This window comes from Ectobacillus panaciterrae DSM 19096 (assembly GCF_000430785.1).
GTDB classification, from domain to species: domain Bacteria; phylum Bacillota; class Bacilli; order Bacillales; family Bacillaceae_G; genus Ectobacillus; species Ectobacillus panaciterrae.
The window spans coordinates 92,656-113,047 of sequence record NZ_KE387247.1 but is presented as its reverse complement, the minus strand read 5'-3'; the positions used below and the strand labels follow the sequence as shown (position 1 = coordinate 113,047).

20 protein-coding genes and 3 pseudogenes are annotated in these 20,392 nt (G+C 37.6%); 6 read left to right on the top strand and 17 right to left on the bottom strand.

Annotation, left to right across the window (positions count from 1 at the left end; translation table 11 throughout):
- Nucleotides 1-4: 4 nt before the first annotated feature.
- From H540_RS31580 to H540_RS0124570, 5 genes are all read right to left on the bottom strand, one after another.
- Nucleotides 5-1,219, bottom strand: a complete 1,215-nt coding sequence (locus H540_RS31580; protein ID WP_051317268.1) for a WXG100 family type VII secretion target — start codon at nucleotides 1,217-1,219, stop codon at nucleotides 5-7.
- 28 nt (nucleotides 1,220-1,247) lie between these two features.
- A complete protein-coding gene (locus tag H540_RS30835) occupies nucleotides 1,248-1,520 on the bottom strand; it encodes an SseB family protein (RefSeq protein WP_162144559.1) in 273 nt (90 codons plus the stop codon).
- A gap of 245 nt (nucleotides 1,521-1,765) precedes the next feature.
- Nucleotides 1,766-2,836, bottom strand: coding sequence for a Ger(x)C family spore germination protein (locus H540_RS0124580; RefSeq protein ID WP_162144558.1), 1,071 nt, complete (start codon nucleotides 2,834-2,836; stop codon nucleotides 1,766-1,768).
- 17 nt (nucleotides 2,837-2,853) lie between these two features.
- Complete coding sequence (locus tag H540_RS33640) at nucleotides 2,854-3,918, bottom strand: GerAB/ArcD/ProY family transporter (protein ID WP_028402817.1); 1,065 nt, start codon at nucleotides 3,916-3,918, stop codon at nucleotides 2,854-2,856.
- Nucleotides 3,919-3,934: 16 nt separating this feature from the next.
- Complete coding sequence (locus H540_RS0124570) at nucleotides 3,935-5,224, bottom strand: spore germination protein (protein WP_034671881.1); 1,290 nt, start codon at nucleotides 5,222-5,224, stop codon at nucleotides 3,935-3,937.
- A 210-nt stretch (nucleotides 5,225-5,434) separates the two neighbouring features.
- Between H540_RS0124570 and H540_RS35735 the strand changes: the two genes are divergently transcribed.
- On the top strand, nucleotides 5,435-6,172 hold the full coding sequence (locus H540_RS35735) for a single-stranded-DNA-specific exonuclease RecJ family protein (protein ID WP_028402815.1): 738 nt from the start codon (nucleotides 5,435-5,437) through the stop codon (nucleotides 6,170-6,172).
- A 355-nt stretch (nucleotides 6,173-6,527) separates the two neighbouring features.
- On the opposite strand, the gene H540_RS0124560 is transcribed toward H540_RS35735, so the two are convergent.
- Both H540_RS0124560 and H540_RS0124555 read right to left on the bottom strand, forming a co-directional pair.
- On the bottom strand, nucleotides 6,528-6,797 hold the full coding sequence (locus H540_RS0124560) for a hypothetical protein (protein WP_028402814.1): 270 nt from the start codon (nucleotides 6,795-6,797) through the stop codon (nucleotides 6,528-6,530).
- A 259-nt stretch (nucleotides 6,798-7,056) separates the two neighbouring features.
- Entirely contained in the window at nucleotides 7,057-7,386 is a 330-nt protein-coding gene (locus H540_RS0124555; RefSeq protein ID WP_034671879.1) for a YckD family protein, read from the bottom strand.
- A 287-nt stretch (nucleotides 7,387-7,673) separates the two neighbouring features.
- Here H540_RS0124555 and H540_RS0124550 point away from each other — a divergent pair, with 287 nt between their 5' ends.
- Entirely contained in the window at nucleotides 7,674-7,964 is a 291-nt protein-coding gene (locus H540_RS0124550) for an SAV0927 family protein (RefSeq protein ID WP_028402812.1), read from the top strand.
- A gap of 368 nt (nucleotides 7,965-8,332) precedes the next feature.
- Here H540_RS0124550 and H540_RS0124545 read toward each other — a convergent pair whose 3' ends face one another.
- From H540_RS0124545 to H540_RS0124535, 3 genes are all read right to left on the bottom strand, one after another.
- A complete protein-coding gene (locus H540_RS0124545) occupies nucleotides 8,333-9,400 on the bottom strand; it encodes a hypothetical protein (RefSeq protein ID WP_028402811.1) in 1,068 nt (355 codons plus the stop codon).
- Between the two features lie 157 nt (nucleotides 9,401-9,557).
- Nucleotides 9,558-10,244 (bottom strand): response regulator transcription factor, encoded by a 687-nt coding sequence (locus H540_RS0124540; RefSeq protein ID WP_028402810.1) that lies wholly within the window; start codon nucleotides 10,242-10,244, stop codon nucleotides 9,558-9,560.
- Nucleotides 10,241-11,683 (bottom strand): sensor histidine kinase, encoded by a 1,443-nt coding sequence (locus H540_RS0124535; protein ID WP_028402809.1) that lies wholly within the window; start codon nucleotides 11,681-11,683, stop codon nucleotides 10,241-10,243. The genes H540_RS0124540 and H540_RS0124535 overlap by 4 nt, the downstream gene beginning before the upstream one ends.
- Nucleotides 11,684-12,473: 790 nt before the next feature.
- Here H540_RS0124535 and H540_RS0124530 point away from each other — a divergent pair.
- On the top strand, nucleotides 12,474-13,331 hold the full coding sequence (locus H540_RS0124530; RefSeq protein ID WP_028402808.1) for a hypothetical protein: 858 nt from the start codon (nucleotides 12,474-12,476) through the stop codon (nucleotides 13,329-13,331).
- Nucleotides 13,332-13,876: 545 nt separating this feature from the next.
- Here the strand turns inward: H540_RS0124530 and H540_RS0124525 are convergent.
- Nucleotides 13,877-15,187: an alkaline phosphatase gene (locus H540_RS0124525; RefSeq protein WP_028402807.1), complete on the bottom strand. Its 1,311-nt coding sequence runs from the start codon at nucleotides 15,185-15,187 to the stop codon at nucleotides 13,877-13,879.
- Between the two features lie 128 nt (nucleotides 15,188-15,315).
- A complete protein-coding gene (locus H540_RS33635; protein ID WP_155891138.1) occupies nucleotides 15,316-15,582 on the bottom strand; it encodes a hypothetical protein in 267 nt (88 codons plus the stop codon).
- Between the two features lie 420 nt (nucleotides 15,583-16,002).
- Here H540_RS33635 and H540_RS33630 point away from each other — a divergent pair.
- Nucleotides 16,003-16,095, top strand: a pseudogene (locus H540_RS33630) (IS6 family transposase); the annotation flags it as partial.
- On the opposite strand, the gene H540_RS0124515 reads toward H540_RS33630, so the two are convergent.
- The 5 genes and pseudogenes from H540_RS0124515 to H540_RS33620 all read right to left on the bottom strand — a co-directional run bounded on the left by H540_RS0124515 (nucleotide 16,094) and on the right by H540_RS33620 (nucleotide 18,756).
- Nucleotides 16,094-16,666, bottom strand: a complete 573-nt coding sequence (locus H540_RS0124515; protein WP_028402805.1) for a 5' nucleotidase, NT5C type — start codon at nucleotides 16,664-16,666, stop codon at nucleotides 16,094-16,096. The pseudogene H540_RS33630 and the gene H540_RS0124515 overlap by 2 nt on opposite strands.
- 24 nt (nucleotides 16,667-16,690) lie before the next feature.
- Nucleotides 16,691-16,870, bottom strand: a pseudogene (locus H540_RS0124510) (bifunctional diaminohydroxyphosphoribosylaminopyrimidine deaminase/5-amino-6-(5-phosphoribosylamino)uracil reductase RibD); the annotation flags it as partial.
- A gap of 41 nt (nucleotides 16,871-16,911) precedes the next feature.
- Nucleotides 16,912-17,667: a GTP cyclohydrolase II gene (locus H540_RS0124505; protein WP_028402803.1), complete on the bottom strand. Its 756-nt coding sequence runs from the start codon at nucleotides 17,665-17,667 to the stop codon at nucleotides 16,912-16,914.
- 162 nt (nucleotides 17,668-17,829) lie between these two features.
- Nucleotides 17,830-18,384: pseudogene (locus H540_RS33625) on the bottom strand (VOC family protein); the annotation flags it as partial.
- The gene (locus H540_RS33620) at nucleotides 18,385-18,756 is read right to left on the bottom strand and encodes a DoxX family protein (RefSeq protein WP_028402802.1); all 372 of its coding nucleotides are present in this window, start codon (nucleotides 18,754-18,756) and stop codon (nucleotides 18,385-18,387) included.
- A 340-nt stretch (nucleotides 18,757-19,096) separates the two neighbouring features.
- On the opposite strand from H540_RS33620, the gene H540_RS0124485 reads away from it, so the two are divergent.
- Entirely contained in the window at nucleotides 19,097-19,429 is a 333-nt protein-coding gene (locus H540_RS0124485) for a winged helix-turn-helix transcriptional regulator (RefSeq protein WP_028402801.1), read from the top strand.
- Between the two features lie 201 nt (nucleotides 19,430-19,630).
- Nucleotides 19,631-20,392, top strand: a complete 762-nt coding sequence (locus H540_RS0124480; RefSeq protein WP_028402800.1) for an NRDE family protein — start codon at nucleotides 19,631-19,633, stop codon at nucleotides 20,390-20,392.

Here is a 20,392-nt window from a genome sequence, read left to right as displayed (position 1 = left end):
TCCCTTATTTTTTTAATCTTAATCCTTCAGGAAGAGCATCTACTCCCCCCTCGAATCTATAATGAGCCCAATTTTGAAGCCTTCTTGTAAAGTTATTATAGTCTAAGGATGTATCAATAATTTCTAGCAACTCATTATGTGCTTTTGTTGAACCTTTTCTTCCGTGAGCACCAGGCGGATTGACAAATTTAACTTCACTAATGGCTGTTCTTAATTCAGTGATTTGTTCAGCAGTTACTCCCCAATACTTAAACACGTCTGCACGTGCTACAAGATGCCACTCATGCATTCCTCCAGGATATCTCAGCCTAGCCTTAATAGCTTGTTTAGCGTTAGAATCTTGCCAGATTGTATCAAACTCATCTGTTGTTAAATCATTAAACCATTTATGAAATTCTCCATTTTTTACAGATGGCACTGAATGAAGAATTTGTACCTTTTGTTCTACAGAGAAGCTACTTTTATTAACAGTATTTTCTATGGTGTTTTTAGTATTCCTGTAGTGATCAAGAGCCGAGCTAGCAAAAGCAGGCTGCATTCCCCACTGCGCACGAAATAAATTTTGTGCAGAATTTGATACACTTTTTCCAAAATGTTTTACTTCTAAGACATCCTGTTTTATCTTCATTCCAGTTCCAACTACAACCTGTTTAACATTTGGAAAATTCCTGGCTTTCACTACTCCCTTTCCCATCTTCAACCCTGCCGCTACTATTTTACCACCCTTTGCAAGCTTTCCGACAGGCAGAATTCCTGCTACTGCCCATGCTCCTGCAATCCATCGCTCCTTCGTTGAGAGCTCCTCCCCCGTAACAGGGTCTGTTCCAGTTGCCGCTCTTTCTACATCATACCAGCCAGTTGCTTCTCCTAAAAAGTCCTTCCCCTTCTGCCACCAGCTTTTTGCTTGTTCCTTTTTCTTTACCTCACCGGTGTACTTCGCATGACCCACTGTTTTCTGATCATCCGCTTTGCGAAACGTATTGGCTATGTGATGCAAATCTTTTTCTACTTCATGCAATTTCTTTATGTATTGGTCCATGATTCGGCTGGACTGATGGTACCTTTGGTAGAAGCTTTCTCTGACTGCTCCTTGCCATTGCGATTCCAATAAGCTTATCGATTTCTGCATCGATTGTATCAAATGCCGGCTTTCTTCCCGTGCCTTCGCGAACTGGCCGGCAACTTCGTCAAGCCTTTCCGGCCGCACTTGAATCTTCATATTCTCTTTCCCCATCCTCTGTTCTTTACTATTTCTCTAGCGGAAAATACTCTATAATGCTGCCATCGCATAGGGCTGCGATTTCCTCCTGGACAAATCCCTTAAATGGATGCGAACCCATATTTAAAAAAACAGACGCATCGGTTTCTTTATTCTTTAAAACATCTACCGCATTCATCACTACATAAGGTGCATCCTCACTAATAACCTGCTGCATATGCTCCAAGGATGAAAAAATAGGCAGCACAAGCGCTAAAGTGTTTGTACCTACTAGTGAAATGAGAAGCAGAAAAAACACCACTCACTTTGGATTTTGAGCGGTGCTTTTATTTTCTTCGTTATTAAATGAGGAGCTTTGCCAGGAAATAAGACTACCCCTTTCATGCCCCTGTTTTTTATTAATTGGCTCAGTTAAACCTCATTGTTGATTTTTAGTCAAAACAAAAAGACCGAATCCAGTCGGTTTTTTTGTACTTCTTGTTCAACTCAAGCCCCCGTTTGTTTAAGTACATTCCTTCACAATCGAGCTTTTGTATAGAACCAATTTTATTCAACAATACCAGCTCCATTAATTTTACAAGCCACATTTACTTTAAACTTGAGGTTAGGGTAAAAATTAACCCAATTCCTATGGTCAAAATTTTTTGAGTTGAATTTAAGACCTAATCCAATGGGGTCTAGTTTTGTTTTCTGTATATTATCTAAAAGTAAATTGACATCTTTTTTAATTTTCTTTTCAGTTTCATCCTGTATTTTTTTTATTTGATCATTGGAAAGATTTATTTGATTGTCCATTTTTTCTTCTACAATTGCATTCAATTTAATTAAAAAAAAGGCTGATAACATGTGGTTTTTGGTTTCTTTAATATTGAAGCTGGCATTTCCTTTTGAAATATTTATTGCATAAGTACCATCTATGGTCTTAATATTTGTACTTCCATTCTTAATACCCACAGTCAGGAGTCTAAATAGCTCAGATTCTTTAGGATTAAGCTTAAATTCCATTCTTTTTTTGCTAAAAAGGGCAATCGTATCAACTAGAATTTTATTGTTTTTAACTTCAATTACGGGCATAGCGATGTTAATTCCCGTTTCTGTTTCCCTTCTATATGCATCAAATAGTGTTAACACTTTAACATATGGCGAATCAGTGCTGCTTTCTTCAAACATTGAAAATAAATAACTACCTGCAACTCGTTCTACCTTTGGTTTGTACTGTAGTACCTGATATGCTGATGGAGCAGCAACACTTAAATACGCAGTCTTGTGTATTTCGGGTCTTCTTACGAAATAATCTAATAAAGGGCGAATATCCCCCTTAGCAACTTTTTCTCCGATGAGAATTGTTTTTGTATGTCCGTAAAACAATTCTTTATCTGTCATCGACTTCATTCGTCTTAGAGCTTCAGAAATGGAATTGGCATCAGAAGATAGCAAAGTAAAATCGGCTCCAATTGTAGCTGGGTCTCCTTTTGAAAGTGAAATTTTGAGGATCACTTTAAATTTTTTTCCCAATAATTCAGACTTATCAATACCAATTGATGTAACAAATGAACGTTTATCAATATCCTTAAATGAACACCCATTAACTAAAAAAGGATTTAACAGTAATATCAAAAAAACAAATACTAATTTTACATTTGCTTTTTTGAAGCAAAAAGTAAAATTAACATTAAAAATAGATCTAAAATAATTCGAGAAATAAAAAAACAATTGAAAAGTTTTAACAACATGAATTCGTCTGTAAAATGCTGAGTAATTATAGCTGATATCACCACGACAAATATGCCGACCCATTTTGAACGTCCTCCAACATTTTTTGTCATTAACTGAAGATATTGTAGTGACGAGTGATAGGATAATATTATATACATCAACGTTATGCCAATTTGAACTAAAATAAAAATTGGTACCATTCTTTCTAAAAAGAAGTAATCAAAGCGCATGCTGTCAACTGCAGTTACCCATACATAGCTTTCCTTTCCTACACCATTAAGTCCAAAGTATCCAATTGGTACGAAATATGAAGAAAAAAGTACGAAACAAATAATCCCCAAAGCAATAAATAATGGTTTCTTACCAATAGAAAGAATATGTTCACCATAAATAAAAAAATTTGTGAATCCTGTAAAAACAAATAATCCAGAAGCAACCGAATTCATTTTTGGAAAATGCATTAGGTAAGTCCAAGATTGTTTGATAAAATCAACCATTACTAAATCATCTGTAAAAAACCTCAGCATTATAAAAAGATAGAAAGGTGTAGCAAATAAAACAATAATTTCCAACATATACAATATGGAATTTGTTTGATTCATTATTAAAAATACGATTAACAAGAGAAAAATATAAAATATGATAATTGAGTTCGGGGTTAAAAAATGGTTTACAATTTGCGTATTTGAGATAAGAAATAAAATTCCTGCAAAAATATGTAGAGTGAAATTAAAAAACAGAAAAGTCTTCTGAAACCATTTTGGGAAAATCCTATCCATGATTTGAGCAATATTTTGTCTTGGAAATTTTTTTATTTGAGTTTGAAATAAAAAAATCAGAAACGTTCCTATTAGGGTTGATAGAGCTAAACTAAATAAGCTCCCGTTAAATCGATTTTTGTAAAGGATTTGTGGGATAAAAGCAGTTACATTCACCAGTGCATTGATATAAAACAAATAAACGTAATAACGCTGTCCTAGCATTAAAATCCACCTACAATCAGTTTTTAGCAAATAGCTGCATGTACGGTTTACCTAGGCTACGTAAACTACATAGATATGCGATAAGAGCAAAAGCTCCGATTAGTACCCCTATAGTTCCAAATAAACTTCCAAGTACAATTAATGGATATCGTATGAATCGGATAGCTTGATGCATGGCATTAACCGGAATGACAAAAATAGAAATTGCAACAATAGAAATTACAATAATCATAACATTACCTATTAGTCCTGCTTGGGATGCTGTCTGACCGAGGATTAAGCCACCTACAGTTGTTGCGGATGGGCTAATTGTTCTTGGTAAACGAATACTAGCTTCACATAAAAATTCTACCATCAGCATCATAAAGATAATTTCAATGTAGGAAGGAAAAGGAACAGCTATTCTGCTTCCTGCAATTAGAAGAGCAAATTGTACTTTTAAAATTTCTGGAGAATAAGAAATTACGGCGACGTATAAAGCGGGAAGAAAAAGTGAAATCATAAGTGCTATGTATCGAATAAAAATAAGAAATTTTCCTATGGTGACTAACTCTACATGATCATCCATAGATTTAAAAAAATCAAAGAAACTAGCTGGTCCTAGTAAAACCCATGAAGATCCTTCAATAAGAAATACAATTTTCCCTTGAGACAGATTTCTTACTACTCTGTCGGGTCGCTCTGTTGTCATAAATAAAGGAAAAGGACACCACTTACTCTCCACCAATAATTTTTGCAACTGACCCGCAGATTGTAATAAATCCACTTTTAAGTCTTTTAGTTTATTATTCAAGTGTTGTAGAGCATTTTTATCACAGAGCTTTTCATCGTACAGCAAAATAATATTCGTCTTGGAATTTTGTCCTAATGTGTGGTTTTTAGCCCTTAATGTTTCTTTTCGATATCGATTGCGAATAATGTTTAATGATATACTCATTTTTTCATTTAAGCTGTCTTTAGGTCCTTGCAAAATACTTTCTTCTGTCGATTCATATACAGGACGTGATTCAATCTTGTCCAGTTTAACAGAGTACATTTTATTGTTTTGTAAGATTATAATGCATCCGCTGAAAATTTTTCCCACAGCATCTTTTTCCTCTTTAATCATTGACCATTCTTCAAATGAGCGTATATATTCTTCATACTCAATGATTCCGTCTGTATCATAAAAAGTTGAGATTACATTACAAGTAATTTTTTTTTCGTCGCATAGTGACTTCAGATAAAAAAGAGTAATTTTTAGATTCCCCTTTTTAACTTCACGGTGAATAAAATCATGATTTTCTTTCAAGTCCTTAAGATTCATTAAAGTCACCTCAGAGAAATTATCCCCTAAAATACAAATTTATACACGCCAAACCAGAGTGCGTTCCCTTAAATTGATCAATCGCTTCCATTAGTTAAATAGAAATGATTTAAAGTCAATGATACCTGAACCCCCAAAAAAATCCTTCTTCTTAGCTTTTAGACGCTGCCTAGAAAGCTAAAAATAATAGTCCTGGAATGGTATAATGCTATGGGTTATATTTTCGCCGAAAAGGAGGTAAAACGATGTGGACGAGTTACAAGAGGATATATAAAAGACTTTATTCTCCTGGAGAAGTGGCATTGCATATACGGAGATTTTCATATTGGAATTCTCGGCCCGATAGCTTGTCGTATAGCCGAATGTTATCGAAGACCGACTGTAGTGATTTCCTACGAAGGAGAAGCTGTAGCAAGAAGCATAAATGGAGATAAGACCAGTGTAGCAAAAGTAATTCATCAATACGGTGGATCTCTTAAACGCTATGATATTCATTCAACAATGGCTAAATTTTGCTTATACCCTCATCCAAGTGAACAACGTATACACGAATTTTACTGCGCACTTGAATTCATGTTGCCCCGGCAACCTCAAATTAGTACGGATAAAACATATAATAGGTGTCTTTCCCTCTTGGAGGTAAGTAGTTATCTGTTTGATGATTTCCAGGCCTTAGAACCCTTTGGAATTGGGAATGTAAAACCCATATTCTACAGTGAGGGACTATGTATCTCCAACTTCCGAACATTCGGCAAACAAGAGAATCATCTAGAATTTACATTCCTTGGACGCAAGGGCTATTCCTATTTTCAAGACAATCATGCATGCAGTATTTCTCTTCACCATCCTGTCGATATACTCTACACACTGCATGATTATAGAGAGAAAGCCTTTCTACTCACCTCCTTTAGACAAGATGTACATAAGACAATTCCCTTTCGAGCTTAGTAGACTTTAACATGGTCACAAAAAAGCAGAGCCTATTTTCTTTCATAAAGTACCTGGCGCATAGGACATTTTTAGTCAACATATACATAAGTAAATTCATGTCGTAGAGGAATATAGTCGTAGTTGCTTCATTTTATTAATGCTCGTCTATAGACTTTTATATTAGTAATCTAAGAAATATATGCACGTTAACTTGCAAATGAATACATTGAATATTTAGTGGAATTTTATCTTTACCTTTTGAATTGATGAAATTTACATATAAAAAACACCATCTGTTCTAACAGATGGTGTCCCTTCATACAATAGTTTTTAAGTCTTACAATCCTCAATCTTCCCTCTCCCCAAAACCGCCTTAATAACCATAACCATACGAATAAGGATATGGACAGCCATAAGGAGATGGATATGGACATGGATACGGTGCCGGGTAAGGATAACCGTATCCAAAACCAGGCGTAAGTAAAGCTCCCGCTGTTAACCCTGCAAAAAATGGAAAACCGAATCCTCCAAAAAATGGACGACCAAACCCAAAAAATGGACGACCGAACCCTCCGAAAAACGGACGGCCAAATCCTCCGAAAAACGGACCGCCAAACCCTCCGATAATACGCTCATCGATCATGTATACTTCTCTCCCTTCATTTTTTAATACTCTATTCTTAATCACCTTATTCAGGACAATAGCCAAAAGTTTAGGCTGCTATCCTTACCAATATGAAAATTTCACCAAAGTTAAATCTGTATATATAAAATCATAAAATTACAATCATTTTGTTTCAGTCCCATTCAATATTTGAAAACCAAATCGCTACGGAATGATAATTTGAATACCCAGAAAAAAAGAAAAGCTCAGATTCCTTTATCTGAGCTTTTCTCACTGTCTAACGCTCCCAATGTCTATGCTTATGTCTTTCTCTTTTCATGACGAAACCGTTTTCCTCAAGCTTCGCATAGTGCTCTTCCATATGCGAAATAATTTTGTCGCCTTTTTCTTTCGGCATAACTCCATATTCCACATATTTTGAAATGACTTCTTTTTTCTTCGCCAAAATTTCCTTATGCAGAGCCGATAACTCCTTTTTCTGTTTCTCTGTCAATTGAACAGCCGGTTGTTCCTGGTTTGTATTGGCCGTTTCTGCATGGACCGGAATCAATCCTACTGTCAGTGTGGTAAATAAGATAATAAATGTCGTATTGATTAATTTATGCATAAACACACTCCTTTCGTTTCAGAGTATTTTCTCCCTTTTATGCACCTTTTATGTACGCTTGAGCAGAATTCTCCCTATCCCCTATATATTCTAATTTTGTTACAAAGCAGGAATCTGATGTATCTTGTGCCGAATGTATTTATACACCTATGAAGCCGCTCGCGCATACACTTGCGAATAGACGCCGTTAACCCATTGTTTTAACAAAGGGATGATCATGAGAGGGAACGGGCATCTGCCAGGATCATCCTCTGTCACAAAAAAGTGTAGAAAAGGAGTGGTAAAATATGAATTTCGAAATCTTGTCAGAAGAAAGAGAAAAGCAAAATATCCACTATTTTTGTATCGCCGCCGGCAATCACCGCTATGATTTATCGGTCATTTACTCCTCGCATTTTCTCGGAAAAGCAATGGTCATTTCCATACAAAGCGAGCGCATGGCGCTGCTTTGCAGCGAGGACATTGAACATTCAAGCTATTGGGCTCCGAAACTTGGTATCGTACCGGAGGATATTCCTAAAATTGAAGAGTTTCTCCATTTTCTTTTGGATCAAAAGTTGGTTATGGATCAATATTAAAAAAGTCTCCGATGCGGAGGCTTTTTTTATATACAGCTATAGCTGTACATTGCATGCATGTCATGAACATTCTTTTATAATTTCCTCATTTATAAATAGAATATGTAAAGAAAATATCATGTTTCATAAACAACTTGGACTATCTTCAGTTCTATGCCTCTTCACAGCATTCTACATGACTGCCTCTTCATTCATCGTCTTGCGTAAATATCCCCGCATTTCATTCTCTATTAAAATTCATAATGAGATTCAAGAATAAATTCAATCTCCTTAAAACTCGTTTTCTCTCAATAGCGTAAAGAGGAAAGCCCTTGAAACAAGGCTTTCCTTTTATAGTAATAGTAGCGTCAAGCGTATGTTTAATTCGTCTACAATGTAACGTTTGCCGCCTCGGCCCAGCCGCCGATCGGTTCTACTTTGTATGCTGTTCCTGGTTTTAAAGCGCTGTTATTCAGTATATCGAATGTACCGGAAGCGCCTTTGCGGGATGTGAATTTGTATTGTGCAAGAAGTTCTGAGCCGTCTTCCGCTGTCAACTTGATTTGACGAAGAGCGAACAGTTCATCTTTCGGATCTTGCGACAAAGTGACTTCAACACTTGCAGGACCTGCCTGCTTGGCTGATGAAATAACTAGAGGTGCTACATCTGCCGCTATGAACGTCTGTTTCTCCACAATCGCCCAGTCAGCCATTACTGTGTATTTTGTGCCCAGTTTTAATGTTTGGCCTTGAGGCAAACGGAATTTCGGAGCCTGTCTGCCGTCAGTGGCCTGCGTAAATGGTACGTAGCTGGCTGTCATCGGTTCTCCGCCTTCCGGAGTGATTGTTACTTTTTGATCTCTTAGAGACGGGATGATATCATAACGAACACCGTTATATCTATTGTGTTTATCAAGGGTCACTGCAAGATTCCCCATTTTTTCGGCATCGGCGGCTACGACATATTGGTAGTCAAGGATACCGTTGGAACGGAATGATTCCAATTCGAATGTATCATTCGTCACTTGTTTCACTGAACTCAATTTCAACTTGTCTCTGCTTCCTGTAAATGTGCGCATTTTCTTTCCTTTATACGTTAGCGTATATTTCTCTCCCGGCTTTTGTACTGAAACCGGAACGATATAAGTGGATTCAGCTCCCGTTTTTAATTGCGGTACATTCGTAAGCTTTAGTCCGTTACTGAACACGAAGTTTTTCTGTGCTTGATTTAAGATCAAATCTTCTTGCGGAATCGGTTTAGAGAACGTAATTTCCAATGCGATAGGATTCAATTTATTGAACTTCACGACACGAATCGTATCGGATTTTGCTGTTTGCAATTCCACTTTGCTTTCCGAAGCTGCATACGCTTGTCCTGCATCAGAGTATAAAGCCCATCCAGTAGTAAGAGCCGTAGTCAACACTACATAAGACAATAATTTTTTCTTTTGCTTCATTATATTTCTCTCCTTTATGGTTGCTTTCTTTCATGACTTCATCTTATCGGACATGTCTAAACTCCCTCTAAAGCATTTCTTAAAAAACTATAAACAAAGCTGAAAACTTTTCTTATAAAAAAATCCTGCCTCTTTAACGGCAGGATTTTATACTTGGTCATATATTGAAACGGTAGCCGGCTCCCCAAACCGTTTCTAAATATTGTGGATTTGCCGGATCTCTTTCTATTTTTTCTCTCAACTTACGAACATGAACCGTTACAGTAGATACATCTCCGGCTGAATCGAACCCCCAGATGTTTTCGAATAATTGCTCCTTGCTCAATACTTGATTCGGATGCATAACAAGGAATGTCAATAAATCAAATTCCTTTGTGGTGAAGATTACTTCTTTATCATTGATATACACCCGGCGCGCCGCCTTATCAATAGAAATTCCATGCACGTATATCGTATTTTGGGAGGAACGACTGCCCGCGAGCCGCTCGTAACGCGCCAGATGCGCTTTCACTCGTGCGACAAGCTCGCTCGGGCTAAACGGCTTTGTAATATAATCGTCTGCCCCCAGACCAAGACCGCGAATTTTATCGATCTCTTCTTTTTTGGCGGATACGAGCAAAATGGGCACATTGGTGACCGCGCGTATTTTCTTGCAGATTTCAAATCCGTTTATCTCCGGAAGCATGATGTCCAATATGATAAGATCGTATCCTTCATGCAAAACACGATCAAGCCCTGCTTTTCCGGATGATTCCATATCCACATATAATCCATTGATTTCCAAATAATCCCGCTGCAATTCGGCAATACTAACTTCGTCTTCTACAATCAATATCCTTTTCACTTTACATCCCCCGTCTCTGCTTTCGGTAAGGAAAAGAAGATGGTCGTCCCTGCTCCTGTTTCACTGCTGACACTGATTGTTCCCCCGTGCCCTTGAACGATTTGTTTGGCAATCGCGAGGCCGAGACCGCTTCCGCCCGTATGCTTGCTTCGTGAACGCTCCGCACGATAAAAATACGGCAGCGCCGCTTCGTCGATGCCCGGACCATTATCCGTCACCTGTACAGTGACGTAATGTTGCCGATCGGTTAAAACGATGTCTATGCTTTTATGCTCTTTATCCATATATTTTACACTATTATTTATCAGATTCGACAACACTCGTTTTATCTTCTCACGATCCATCTCTACATACATCACATGAAGATAAGAGGGCTTCAATGTCACTTCTATTCCTTGGTCCTGTAAATCGAGCTGCAGCTCTTCCACATAGTCCCGCATATATTGCACAAGGTTTACCATTTCAAACGCAAAAGGGACTTTTTGCAAATCCAGCTTGGAAAACAGAAACAATTCCTCTATGAGCGAGTCCAAGTCTTTTGCTTTTGTATACACTGTCGTTAAATACTTGTCTATCTTCTCCGGCGTATTTGCCACGCCGTCCCGTATTCCCTCTACATACCCTAAAATGGAAGTGATGGGCGTTTTCAAATCATGAGAAATGTTGGAAAGAAGCTCCTTTCGGTTTTCTTCGTATTGAATCTGCACTTCCACGGATTCTTTCAACCTCTTTCTCATATCCTCGAACGATTGGGTAAGCTGTCCCACTTCATCTCCTGAATGCGGCCGCAGCTGAAAGTCCAAGTCCCCTTCCTTAATTCGTTCCGTTCCATGCTTCAGAACATTGAGAGGTTTGATAACGCTGCGTGAAACGATATAGTTCACGACACCAAGTGTAATCACAAGTAAAAGCAGCAGTAAGCCGAACAGAATCGGGAATAGGTTTCGGACCAGTTCCGTATAAGAACTTACTTTGCGTAAAACAAACATACTTCCTTCCTCTTTATCAGAAAAATAAAAATCGAATTTCACATACGTGAAAAAAGAGTTATCCATTTGAATCGTATCGCGTGTATTAATATTCGCCTCTTCAAAAGCAGGAAGAGATTTTGCCAATGCTTCTTTATTCAAGGAAGGAGATGCATATACGATGGACTTGCCTTTTCGTATTACAATTTCTGTCCCTTTCTTTTCCTGCAGCTGCTTCTCGTCCAGCAATTGTTCCGGCGTATGTTTAGCCAGCAGCTTCAAATCAAGAAACGCGTTCTCTTCAGCTTCCGTCAAGGGCTTATTCGTATACGAATTCTTATAAAAATACTGGACGGATTTTACATCTCCCGTCATTGTAAAAAGAATCAGAAAGCCGGCAGCAAACAACAACATGATTGAAATACATATAACTGCGATATAAGACAACAAAAACCTTGTTTTAATCGACACATTTTTTCATCCTTAATGTTCTTTTTCGTATTAAAAGAGAGCGCTCATCACTCTCTTTAGTGTGCACAGATGTATTTTTTTCACATCTCATAAAAACCCCGCAACTGTTGTCTCTAAATTTTGCAACCCTACAGAATGATTGATAGTGCAATGCGTTCTTACAAAAGGTTTGCATCATATATAATGGCGTGTTCAGGTCAAGAACAATCTGCAGGCTCTATTTTTTAATCAACCCGTCTTCATATATACCCCTCTGTCTCCAAGCGCACATTGGTCAGCCAAAAAGCTTCCATAGACATTCTCCTCTATCCGAGTTCCATCCTGCTTCAATCGTACCGCATAAAGCTAAACATTCTCTAAACCATTTCTTAAAAAAGTATTAAATCCGCATCTGACATATAACATGTACAAAAAGAGTCCGTAAGCCGGGCACTTTTTACGCATCGACTAATTATATTTTAATAAAAGTATAACGTATTCTGCTAGATACTCATTAAAATTCACATAACCCAGATTCCAGTAATCCTTCACTCATTCTTTGTTCTAAATAGAATGTAATTTGCTACTTGTCCATGATATTTGCCTCTTTGCATCATATAGAAGAATTGAGCTTGTCATTCATACTGCAAAACCAAAGAGCACCTATAGAAATGCTATATAGGAACCTTATAGGATGAATTTATAGGATGAATTTTCATCCTATAGTGATGACTGTCCAAGCAATCTGTTCAATTTTATATATATTGAATGTGTATAGGTATTATTAAGCGTTTAATTGAGGAGTGAAGAAATGGCTTCTAGGAAAAAACATCATCAAAAGTATATGCCATACACTACTAACAAATTTGGCTATACGTATCAAAGTGATGATATTCATTGTATTAGCCAATACTTTAGACAACACTTTCCAGAGTTATGTGGTATTCAAGGTGATTTTGCAACATTACTCAATGATGCTAACTCTGTTGGTTTGCAAGCTACTTTTGCAGAATTACTCAATGATGCTAACTCTGTTGGTTTGCAAGGTGATTTTACAGAATTACTCAATAATGCTAACTCTGTTAGTTTGCAAGATGATTATGCAGCATTGCTCAATAATGCTAACTCTGTTGGTTTACAAGATGATTATGCAGCATTGCTCAACGATGCTGACTCTGTTGGTTTACAAGATGATTATGTAGAATTGCTCAACGATGCTGACTCTGTTGATTTACAAGATGATTATGTAGAATTGCCCAACGATGCTGATTCTGTTGGTTTACAAGATGATTATGTAGAATTGTTCAACGATGCTGACTCTGTTGGTTTACAAGATGCTTATGTAGCATTGTTCAATGATGCTGACTCTGTTGGTTTACAAGATGCTCATGCAGCATTGCTCAATGATGCTGACTCTGTTGGTTTACAAGATGCTCATGCAGCATTGCTCAATGATGCTGACTCTGTTGGTTTACAAGGTGCTCATGCAGCATTGCTCAATGATGCTGACTCTGTTGGTTTACAAGGCGATGTCAGGGCTAATAACTCAAATACTAATAGAATACTTATAGCCTTGATTATATTCTTATTAATATTACTTATATCCAAAGACAACCAAATATCTAACCGTCGCTCACGCGGAAGTTCCAGACGCAGACGTTCACAGTAATAGACTAATAGTTGAATTCGATACTGCCAGTATCTAGAATGAAAATGAATGCGATCAACTTAACTTTTTTCCAGTTTCTAAAGAAGTCAACTCTCTGAATAACAAACTATATATGAGTGAATGATAATTTCGACATTTATGTGCTATGTGCAACCAAAAGGAAGTATGGTATGCTTCTTCTCTCTGGTTTACCCTTGTATGAACCACTACAAAGGTTTGACCGCTTCTGCACGTCGCCGGATCATCTCTTCCCACTATAAACGGTTTTTTATTCACTTATATATAAGTCCACTTTGTTATTCCGACATATCTATCGTTTGCCACGTAGAACAACAGGGAAACTGCGCTCGCTCCCTCTCTCTCTCCCTGCATGGGCCACGAAAAGGGTTTGACCGCTTCTACGCTTAGTCGGATGCTCTCTCCCCCCTAAAAGAAAAGTTTTTATGTCGATTTTTTTAGTTCCATTTATATAGTTTGATACAGGAAAAACACTGCTGGTTGTTATTCAGCAGTGTTTTTCATTCAAAAAATTCCATCTGGCTCAATTATTTAGATGGGCTAAAGTGGATTTTCATAGCTTGTGCCATTAATTGAGGCAAATCTGTGTTATTGTGTAAACCGCTAAACAGGTTAGAGCAAGGTCCGAATGCATATAGCGGAACATCTGTACCAGTATGCTGGGAAGTTGTCCATCCAACTAATGCACGTTCAGAAATTACTTCGTTAATTGCTATATCCGGCTTTTTTACAGCTTTGATTCTTTTAGCTTCTTCATCTGTAAGGTCGATGTTCGCATACTGTTTAACTACTTCTTTTACATTGCTGCGGCCAGCGTTCAACTTGCCTGCCATAAAGTTACCCGTTGCAGCTACATTACGAAGCAATTCAACATTTGCATCATATTTACCGTAACCGCCAACAGACATGCCGCCCGTATCATGGTCACCAGCGACAACAACTAACGTATTTTTATCCTTTTTCGCGAATTCCAAAACTTTTGCCAGCGCTGCTTCGAATGCTTCAGTATCTTTCATTGCCCATGCTGCATCATGAGCATGTCCTGCCCGATCAATTTGGCTACCTTCAATCATTAAGAAGAAACCGTCTTTATCCTTATTAAGAACTTCAAGGGCTTTTTCACTCATCTCCGCTAGGCTAGGTTGGTTTGTTGTATCTCGATCCAACTCAGGCGCTAAGCCTTTTTCAGCAAATAAACCGATTAGCTTGTCTGTTTTTTTTGCGGCAGCTAACTGTTCCCGGTCACTAACATATTGGTATCCTTTCCCTTTTGCTTTATTTAAAAGCGAATCAGGAAAATATTTCTTTCCGCCTCCAAGAATGACATCTACTCCATTTTTTAGCAATTGCGGTGCAATATCTGTTTCATTTGCACGCGCGGCAACATGTGAAGCGAAAGCGGCAGGAGTCGCATGTGTAATAGTTAAAGTCGCGACTAATCCGGATGCTTTCCCTTCTTCTTCAGCTGCTTCAAGAATGGTTTTCAACTCTTTGCCTTCTGGTGAAGTGCTAATCATTCCGTTGTTTGTTTTCACACCAGTCGCCATCGCTGTTCCAGCTGCTGCTGAATCCGTTACTTCTTTATTTGCTGAATAAGTTCGATGCATACCGACTAATATTGAATCCAGAAGAGATTCTCGACCTTTATACCAGCGATAGTTTGTTGCGTAAGAAGCAGAAAAACCATCAGGAATCATAAATATAACGTTTTTTACTTTCCTGTGATTATTTTGTGCTTCAACAGTTGGTGTTGATAGAGCACCAATTAAACCACCAACAGCAATAGAAGAAACGACTGCAAAAGGGAATAGCCTCTTTTTGAGATCTTTTTTGAACACTTGTTTTTCCCCCTAAAAATTAGACGATAGACTGACTTATTATATTTTGGTAATTTTAACGCTATATTATGAATGCGTTTCCTGTGTGTAAAGATAATCATTTTTAGTTAATCTTCATAAATATGTCATTAGCTGAACATGTACTTCTTCACCATGCTTATCCCTAAAAGCAGTAATGGGATGACAATCTGAAAAGGGATATGTAAGTAATAGGGGACAATACGCAGCCCCACATCGAGGTGCTCTGTGAAACTAGAAGCTATAACTAATGACAAGCCAAACATGATTAAGCCCATAGGAATGCTTAGCTTGTTTGGACACTTCATTTTTAATAGATCCCCTAAGCCAATGACAGCACAATACAAGAAAAGGGTCAGTTTAAAAAAGTCGAACATATTGGAGCGCCCCCCGATAATGGGACAATGTCGTATGGGTACAAGGATGCATTATCCTGCAGAAATAAAGTGGAAAGTAGTTGAAATGAAGCATAAAGGGGTACAAAAATAAAGGTTCTGGTGCAAAGATGATTGCAAAAAAACATAGGACATAAATTTCCTGCTAACGAAATGAACTTATATATTTTAAACTTTTAAGATGAATATTATACTCATGTAAAGTGAAGTTAACATAAAATCCGTTAGAGGAATTAAAAAACACTCAAGGAACCTAAATATACAAAGTTTCTTGAGCGTTTTTTAATTTTTATCTTTTACTTAGAAAAGGATTCTGGGGCAAAAATTTCAGCTGACTTAAAACTAATCTCTAAATCTTGAACATACTGATACTATCAACCTAGAAAAGGGATGGTGTTCAGTATGGAAAAGCAAAATTTATTCAAGTGGAAACATTATCAATCCGATATTATTCTTCTTACTGTCAGATGGTACCTACAGTATGTTTTGTATTTTATTTCCTATCATTCTTAATGATGTCCCATAATTCTGACCAGTTTGTAATACTGGGAATCGTAAGATGTTGGTTATAAGAAGTTCTTTTTGCGTACACTTTAAGCGGCTTATCAATCAATGTTTCGAGAACAGTTGGTTTATCATCAAAGAAATAATCGAGTTGTAATTCTTGGATAATATGGACTTTGTCTTCATCATTCATTCCGTAGAAAAAATGATTCTCATGAACTGGAAACCCATTCTTAATAAGCCATTGCTTGGTTCGTTCGCCATGCTCCTTGGGGCGGGCTGTCACGTAATATACTTCATGGCCCTTTTTTTCTAGCTCTTGCAGGGTTTCCACTGCATGGGGAAAAGGAGGACAAGATGTATAATAGATTTCCTCCAGTAAGCTATTCCACATCTGCTTCCCCTCTTCTGCAGACAATCCAAAAATCTCATGAATCTCAACGGTTTTTAAAGCATGGAATACATCAATCCCAACATTTTGATTCAGCTTTTGATTGTACAAGTGAAACGCGTGCTCTCTAAGATTAATTAATGTATCATCGATATCAAATCCGAATTTCATTCCATTCCCTACCTCCCTATGTTGTCAGGTAGCTGCACTATATATGGGGTAACCAACAAATTTATAATCTTTACTGACCTGAACGAATGCTACATCTGTAAATTCAATTGCATCTCTCATATTTACAACACCCATACCCTCTAAAAAGCTCGGAGCCGCCTTTCCACCAATCACTTTTGGCGCTATATATAAAATCAGTTTATCATTTTGCATTTTTTAAAGCCAACTCCATATCGAATTCATGGTTAGTCATTCGGGTAAGTTTCCTCATCTTTTAAATGACCAGAGCGCTTTATTTTTGTTTGTAAGTATCTTTCATTAAATTCCGAAACATCTCCCCATAAAGATGTTCTTCCTGAAACATGCATACCAGAGTTTTTTAATGCTTCCAGTTTCTTAGGGTTATTTGTTATCAATGTTACAGGTTTTACACGTAAAGCTTTTAAAACTTGAATAGCATCGCCGTAGTTTCTGGAGTCGTCTACAAAACCAAGACTTTCGTTCGCTTCTACTGTGTCATACCCATTTTCTTGAAGAACGTACGCCATCGCTTTACTGAATAAGCCAATTCCCCTGCCTTCATGATTGGCTAAATAAAATAGTGCTCCTGTACCATGTTCTACAATCATCTGCATAGATTGTTTTAGTTGAAAACCACAATCACACCGCTTGCTTCCAAATATATCTCCAGTATGACAGATGGAATGCATTCTAATTAGAGCATCATCCGCTTGCTCAAAATCCCCGTAAACCAAAACACTTGATTGTTGAAATTCAGCTAAATTTACAGAAGATAACTTCTCAATAATTCGTTCATAATCTTCTGTTACTTCCGCACAATTTAACCAACAATACCATTGGAAAACAACTGTTTCTCCATACAAGTTAACTGGGAGTCGAATGGGCCCTACTAAGTAAATTGCACCTTCATTTGTTTTAATTAATTGGATTTTATCCTTTAGGACAGAAAAAGCTTTAGATTCGAGCTTAGTTTGTGTCATGAGTACCATCCTTTTTTTAATTAATTTGTGACTAAATGATCTATTTCATGTAGTGATTTCGTCGGTATTAGTTTAGACATAGATAAAAGAATTGCCTTAAACAGTTCCTGAGCATATCTTGATCCAAATAAGCCTTGAATATATGTTTTTTAAATTACGACATTAAACCCGTAATTGAATGTGATTCCCCGAAGGGTCTTTCGTAAGGAAAACACCATGTTCCTCTTTTACCCAAGCACCGATTTTCTGTAATTGTTCTACCACTTTTTTTCTAGCTTCCTGGTTTGGAAGTACAAGGGAAAACCATTTTAATCCGACACTGTTTTCTAAAGGCGTAGGCGCACCTACTCCATTCCATGTATTTAGACCTATATGATGATGGTATCTACCAGATGAAATAAAGAGTGCCTGATTATCATAGCGATTCACAACATCAAACCCAAGACCCTTATTATAAAATTCTTCTGTTTTTTGTAATTCAGAAACATGTAAATGAATATGTCCCATTAATGTACCAGCGGGAAGAGCGTTCCAGGGCTTCCCTTGTCCCTCCGCAAGAAGGTTTTCTGCATCTAATGGTTCGGTTGCCATTACCACTTCACCGTTTTTCCAATTCCAGGTCGAAGATGGTCGGTCTACATAAATTTCAATCCCATTTCCATCAGGGTCAGCTAAATAAAGAGCTTCGCTTACAAGATGATCTGTTACCTCCCTTAACTATTGCTTTGTATTTTTTAAAGCCGATAGTCTACCGATAAATACAAGAAGAGATAGTACAAGAAAAATGAGCGGCATTATAGCGATTCCCATTCCTTGACCTGCTTTCAAATGAGTAAATGCCGCACCTGCCATGAGTAATACCAATCCTCCAGAAGCAAACGCTGCAAGTTTCGGCTTCCAGTAACCAATCAACAGTCCAAGAGCGCCTAACACTTCAAGAGCACCGACCACATACATAAATGCTACTGAATATCCGTATACCTTTGTAAATGCCTGTACTTGCATCGCATTCCCTGTTAATTTCATGAATCCAAACATCAGGAAACCAATAACTAATAATCCCTGAACAACTCTTGTAGTCCACTTCATTAAAAGCACCTCTTTATTTAATATTTGTTTTTAACTAGACTTTTACATATCGTAACTATCTAATAAAAGATAAAAATGATAATGCCCTTCGATTGTATCTGTTATCTGATAATTTCAAGAAATTGTTTATATCCAGTATCTTCGATAGCCAACAGTGAAGCACCATATGCTAAGAATAAAGACGGAACCATATCATCTATCTCCAACGATCACTTAGTTACTTTATGTAAGTAAGTATATGTTTGTAATTAAATTATGTCAAGTAATATAATTGCATTTTATAATTTTATTATTTAAAGTAAATATAGTATATAATAATTGTAGAGTGAGGTGATAATTCATGGATCCATCCTTGTTGTGTCCAAGATTCGAAAAAAGTGTAGATGTCATTAGTAAGCGTTGGACCATCTTAGTTATTTATCAACTTCTTTCCGGCACCCAGCGTTTTTGTGCCATGGAAGCTGCACTTCCCATCAGCGGAAGAGTTTTGTCAGAGAGACTAAAGGGTTTGGAGAGGGAGGGAATTGTAAAACGAGAAGTATTCCCAGAGACCCCTGTTCGAATTGAATATTCGCTAACAGATAAAGGACGTGCTTTAGAACCCGTCATCGTGGAACTGGGAAAATGGTCTCAAGATTGGATAGAAATCGAAGGAAATACCACTAATCCATAACAGTGAATTCATCCAGAGGAAAAGGAGCAGTTTTGCTGCTCCTTTCTTACGTATTAAACGTTAATTAGATAACCACCAACTTGCTTGTAGACGCCGCACACCTGCTGTTTTTTTATCTATTCTCCTTAGGCAAAAATTATACAATTCTTAATCTGTAAGGTACCATATTAATAATAAGAAATGTGGAAGTAGGTGAAATGGATGTGTTTAGTAAACTTCGCATATAAAATGGATTCAAAATATGACTTGGTTGTTGCAGCCAATCGAGATGAGTTTTATGAAAGACCGACCTCACAGGCACATTTCTGGGAAGATGCCCCCTATGTGCTTGCAGGCAGGGATTTAGAAAAAATGGGAACATGGATGGGAATAACAAAACAAGGGCGCTTCGCGGCTCTCACAAATTATCGGGACCCGAATGAAGTAAGAGACAATAAGCGTTCCCGTGGAGAATTAGTAAGCCGTTTCCTAATAGGAGAAGAACTGCCGCAAAGCTATTTGAAAAGCATTCAACAGCATCGTGATCAATATCCTGGGTTTAACTTAATCGTTGGGGATCTCCATTCCCTTTACTATTATTCGAACATGGAAAACGACATACGACTGTTAGAACCGGGGCTGTATGGACTGAGTAACCATTTGTTGGACACGCCGTGGCCAAAAGTACGCAAAGGAAAAGAAGGATTAAAAAGATGCCTACAGGGTTCACCTGAAAACATGAAGGAATGTTTATTTTCAAGTTTGCAACATGCAGATCCTGCCCCAGATGAAGAATTGCCAAGTACGGGTGTTTCCCTTGAATGGGAACGAAAGCTTTCGCCGCTGTTCATTCAAACTCCGGAATATGGAACGAGATCTTCAACGCTTGTGTTTATGACTCATGAGGATGTTCGGTTTGTGGAACGGGCGTATGAAGGAAGCAAGCGTAAAGAGAGGGAATTTACTTTTGTGATTGAAGGGTAA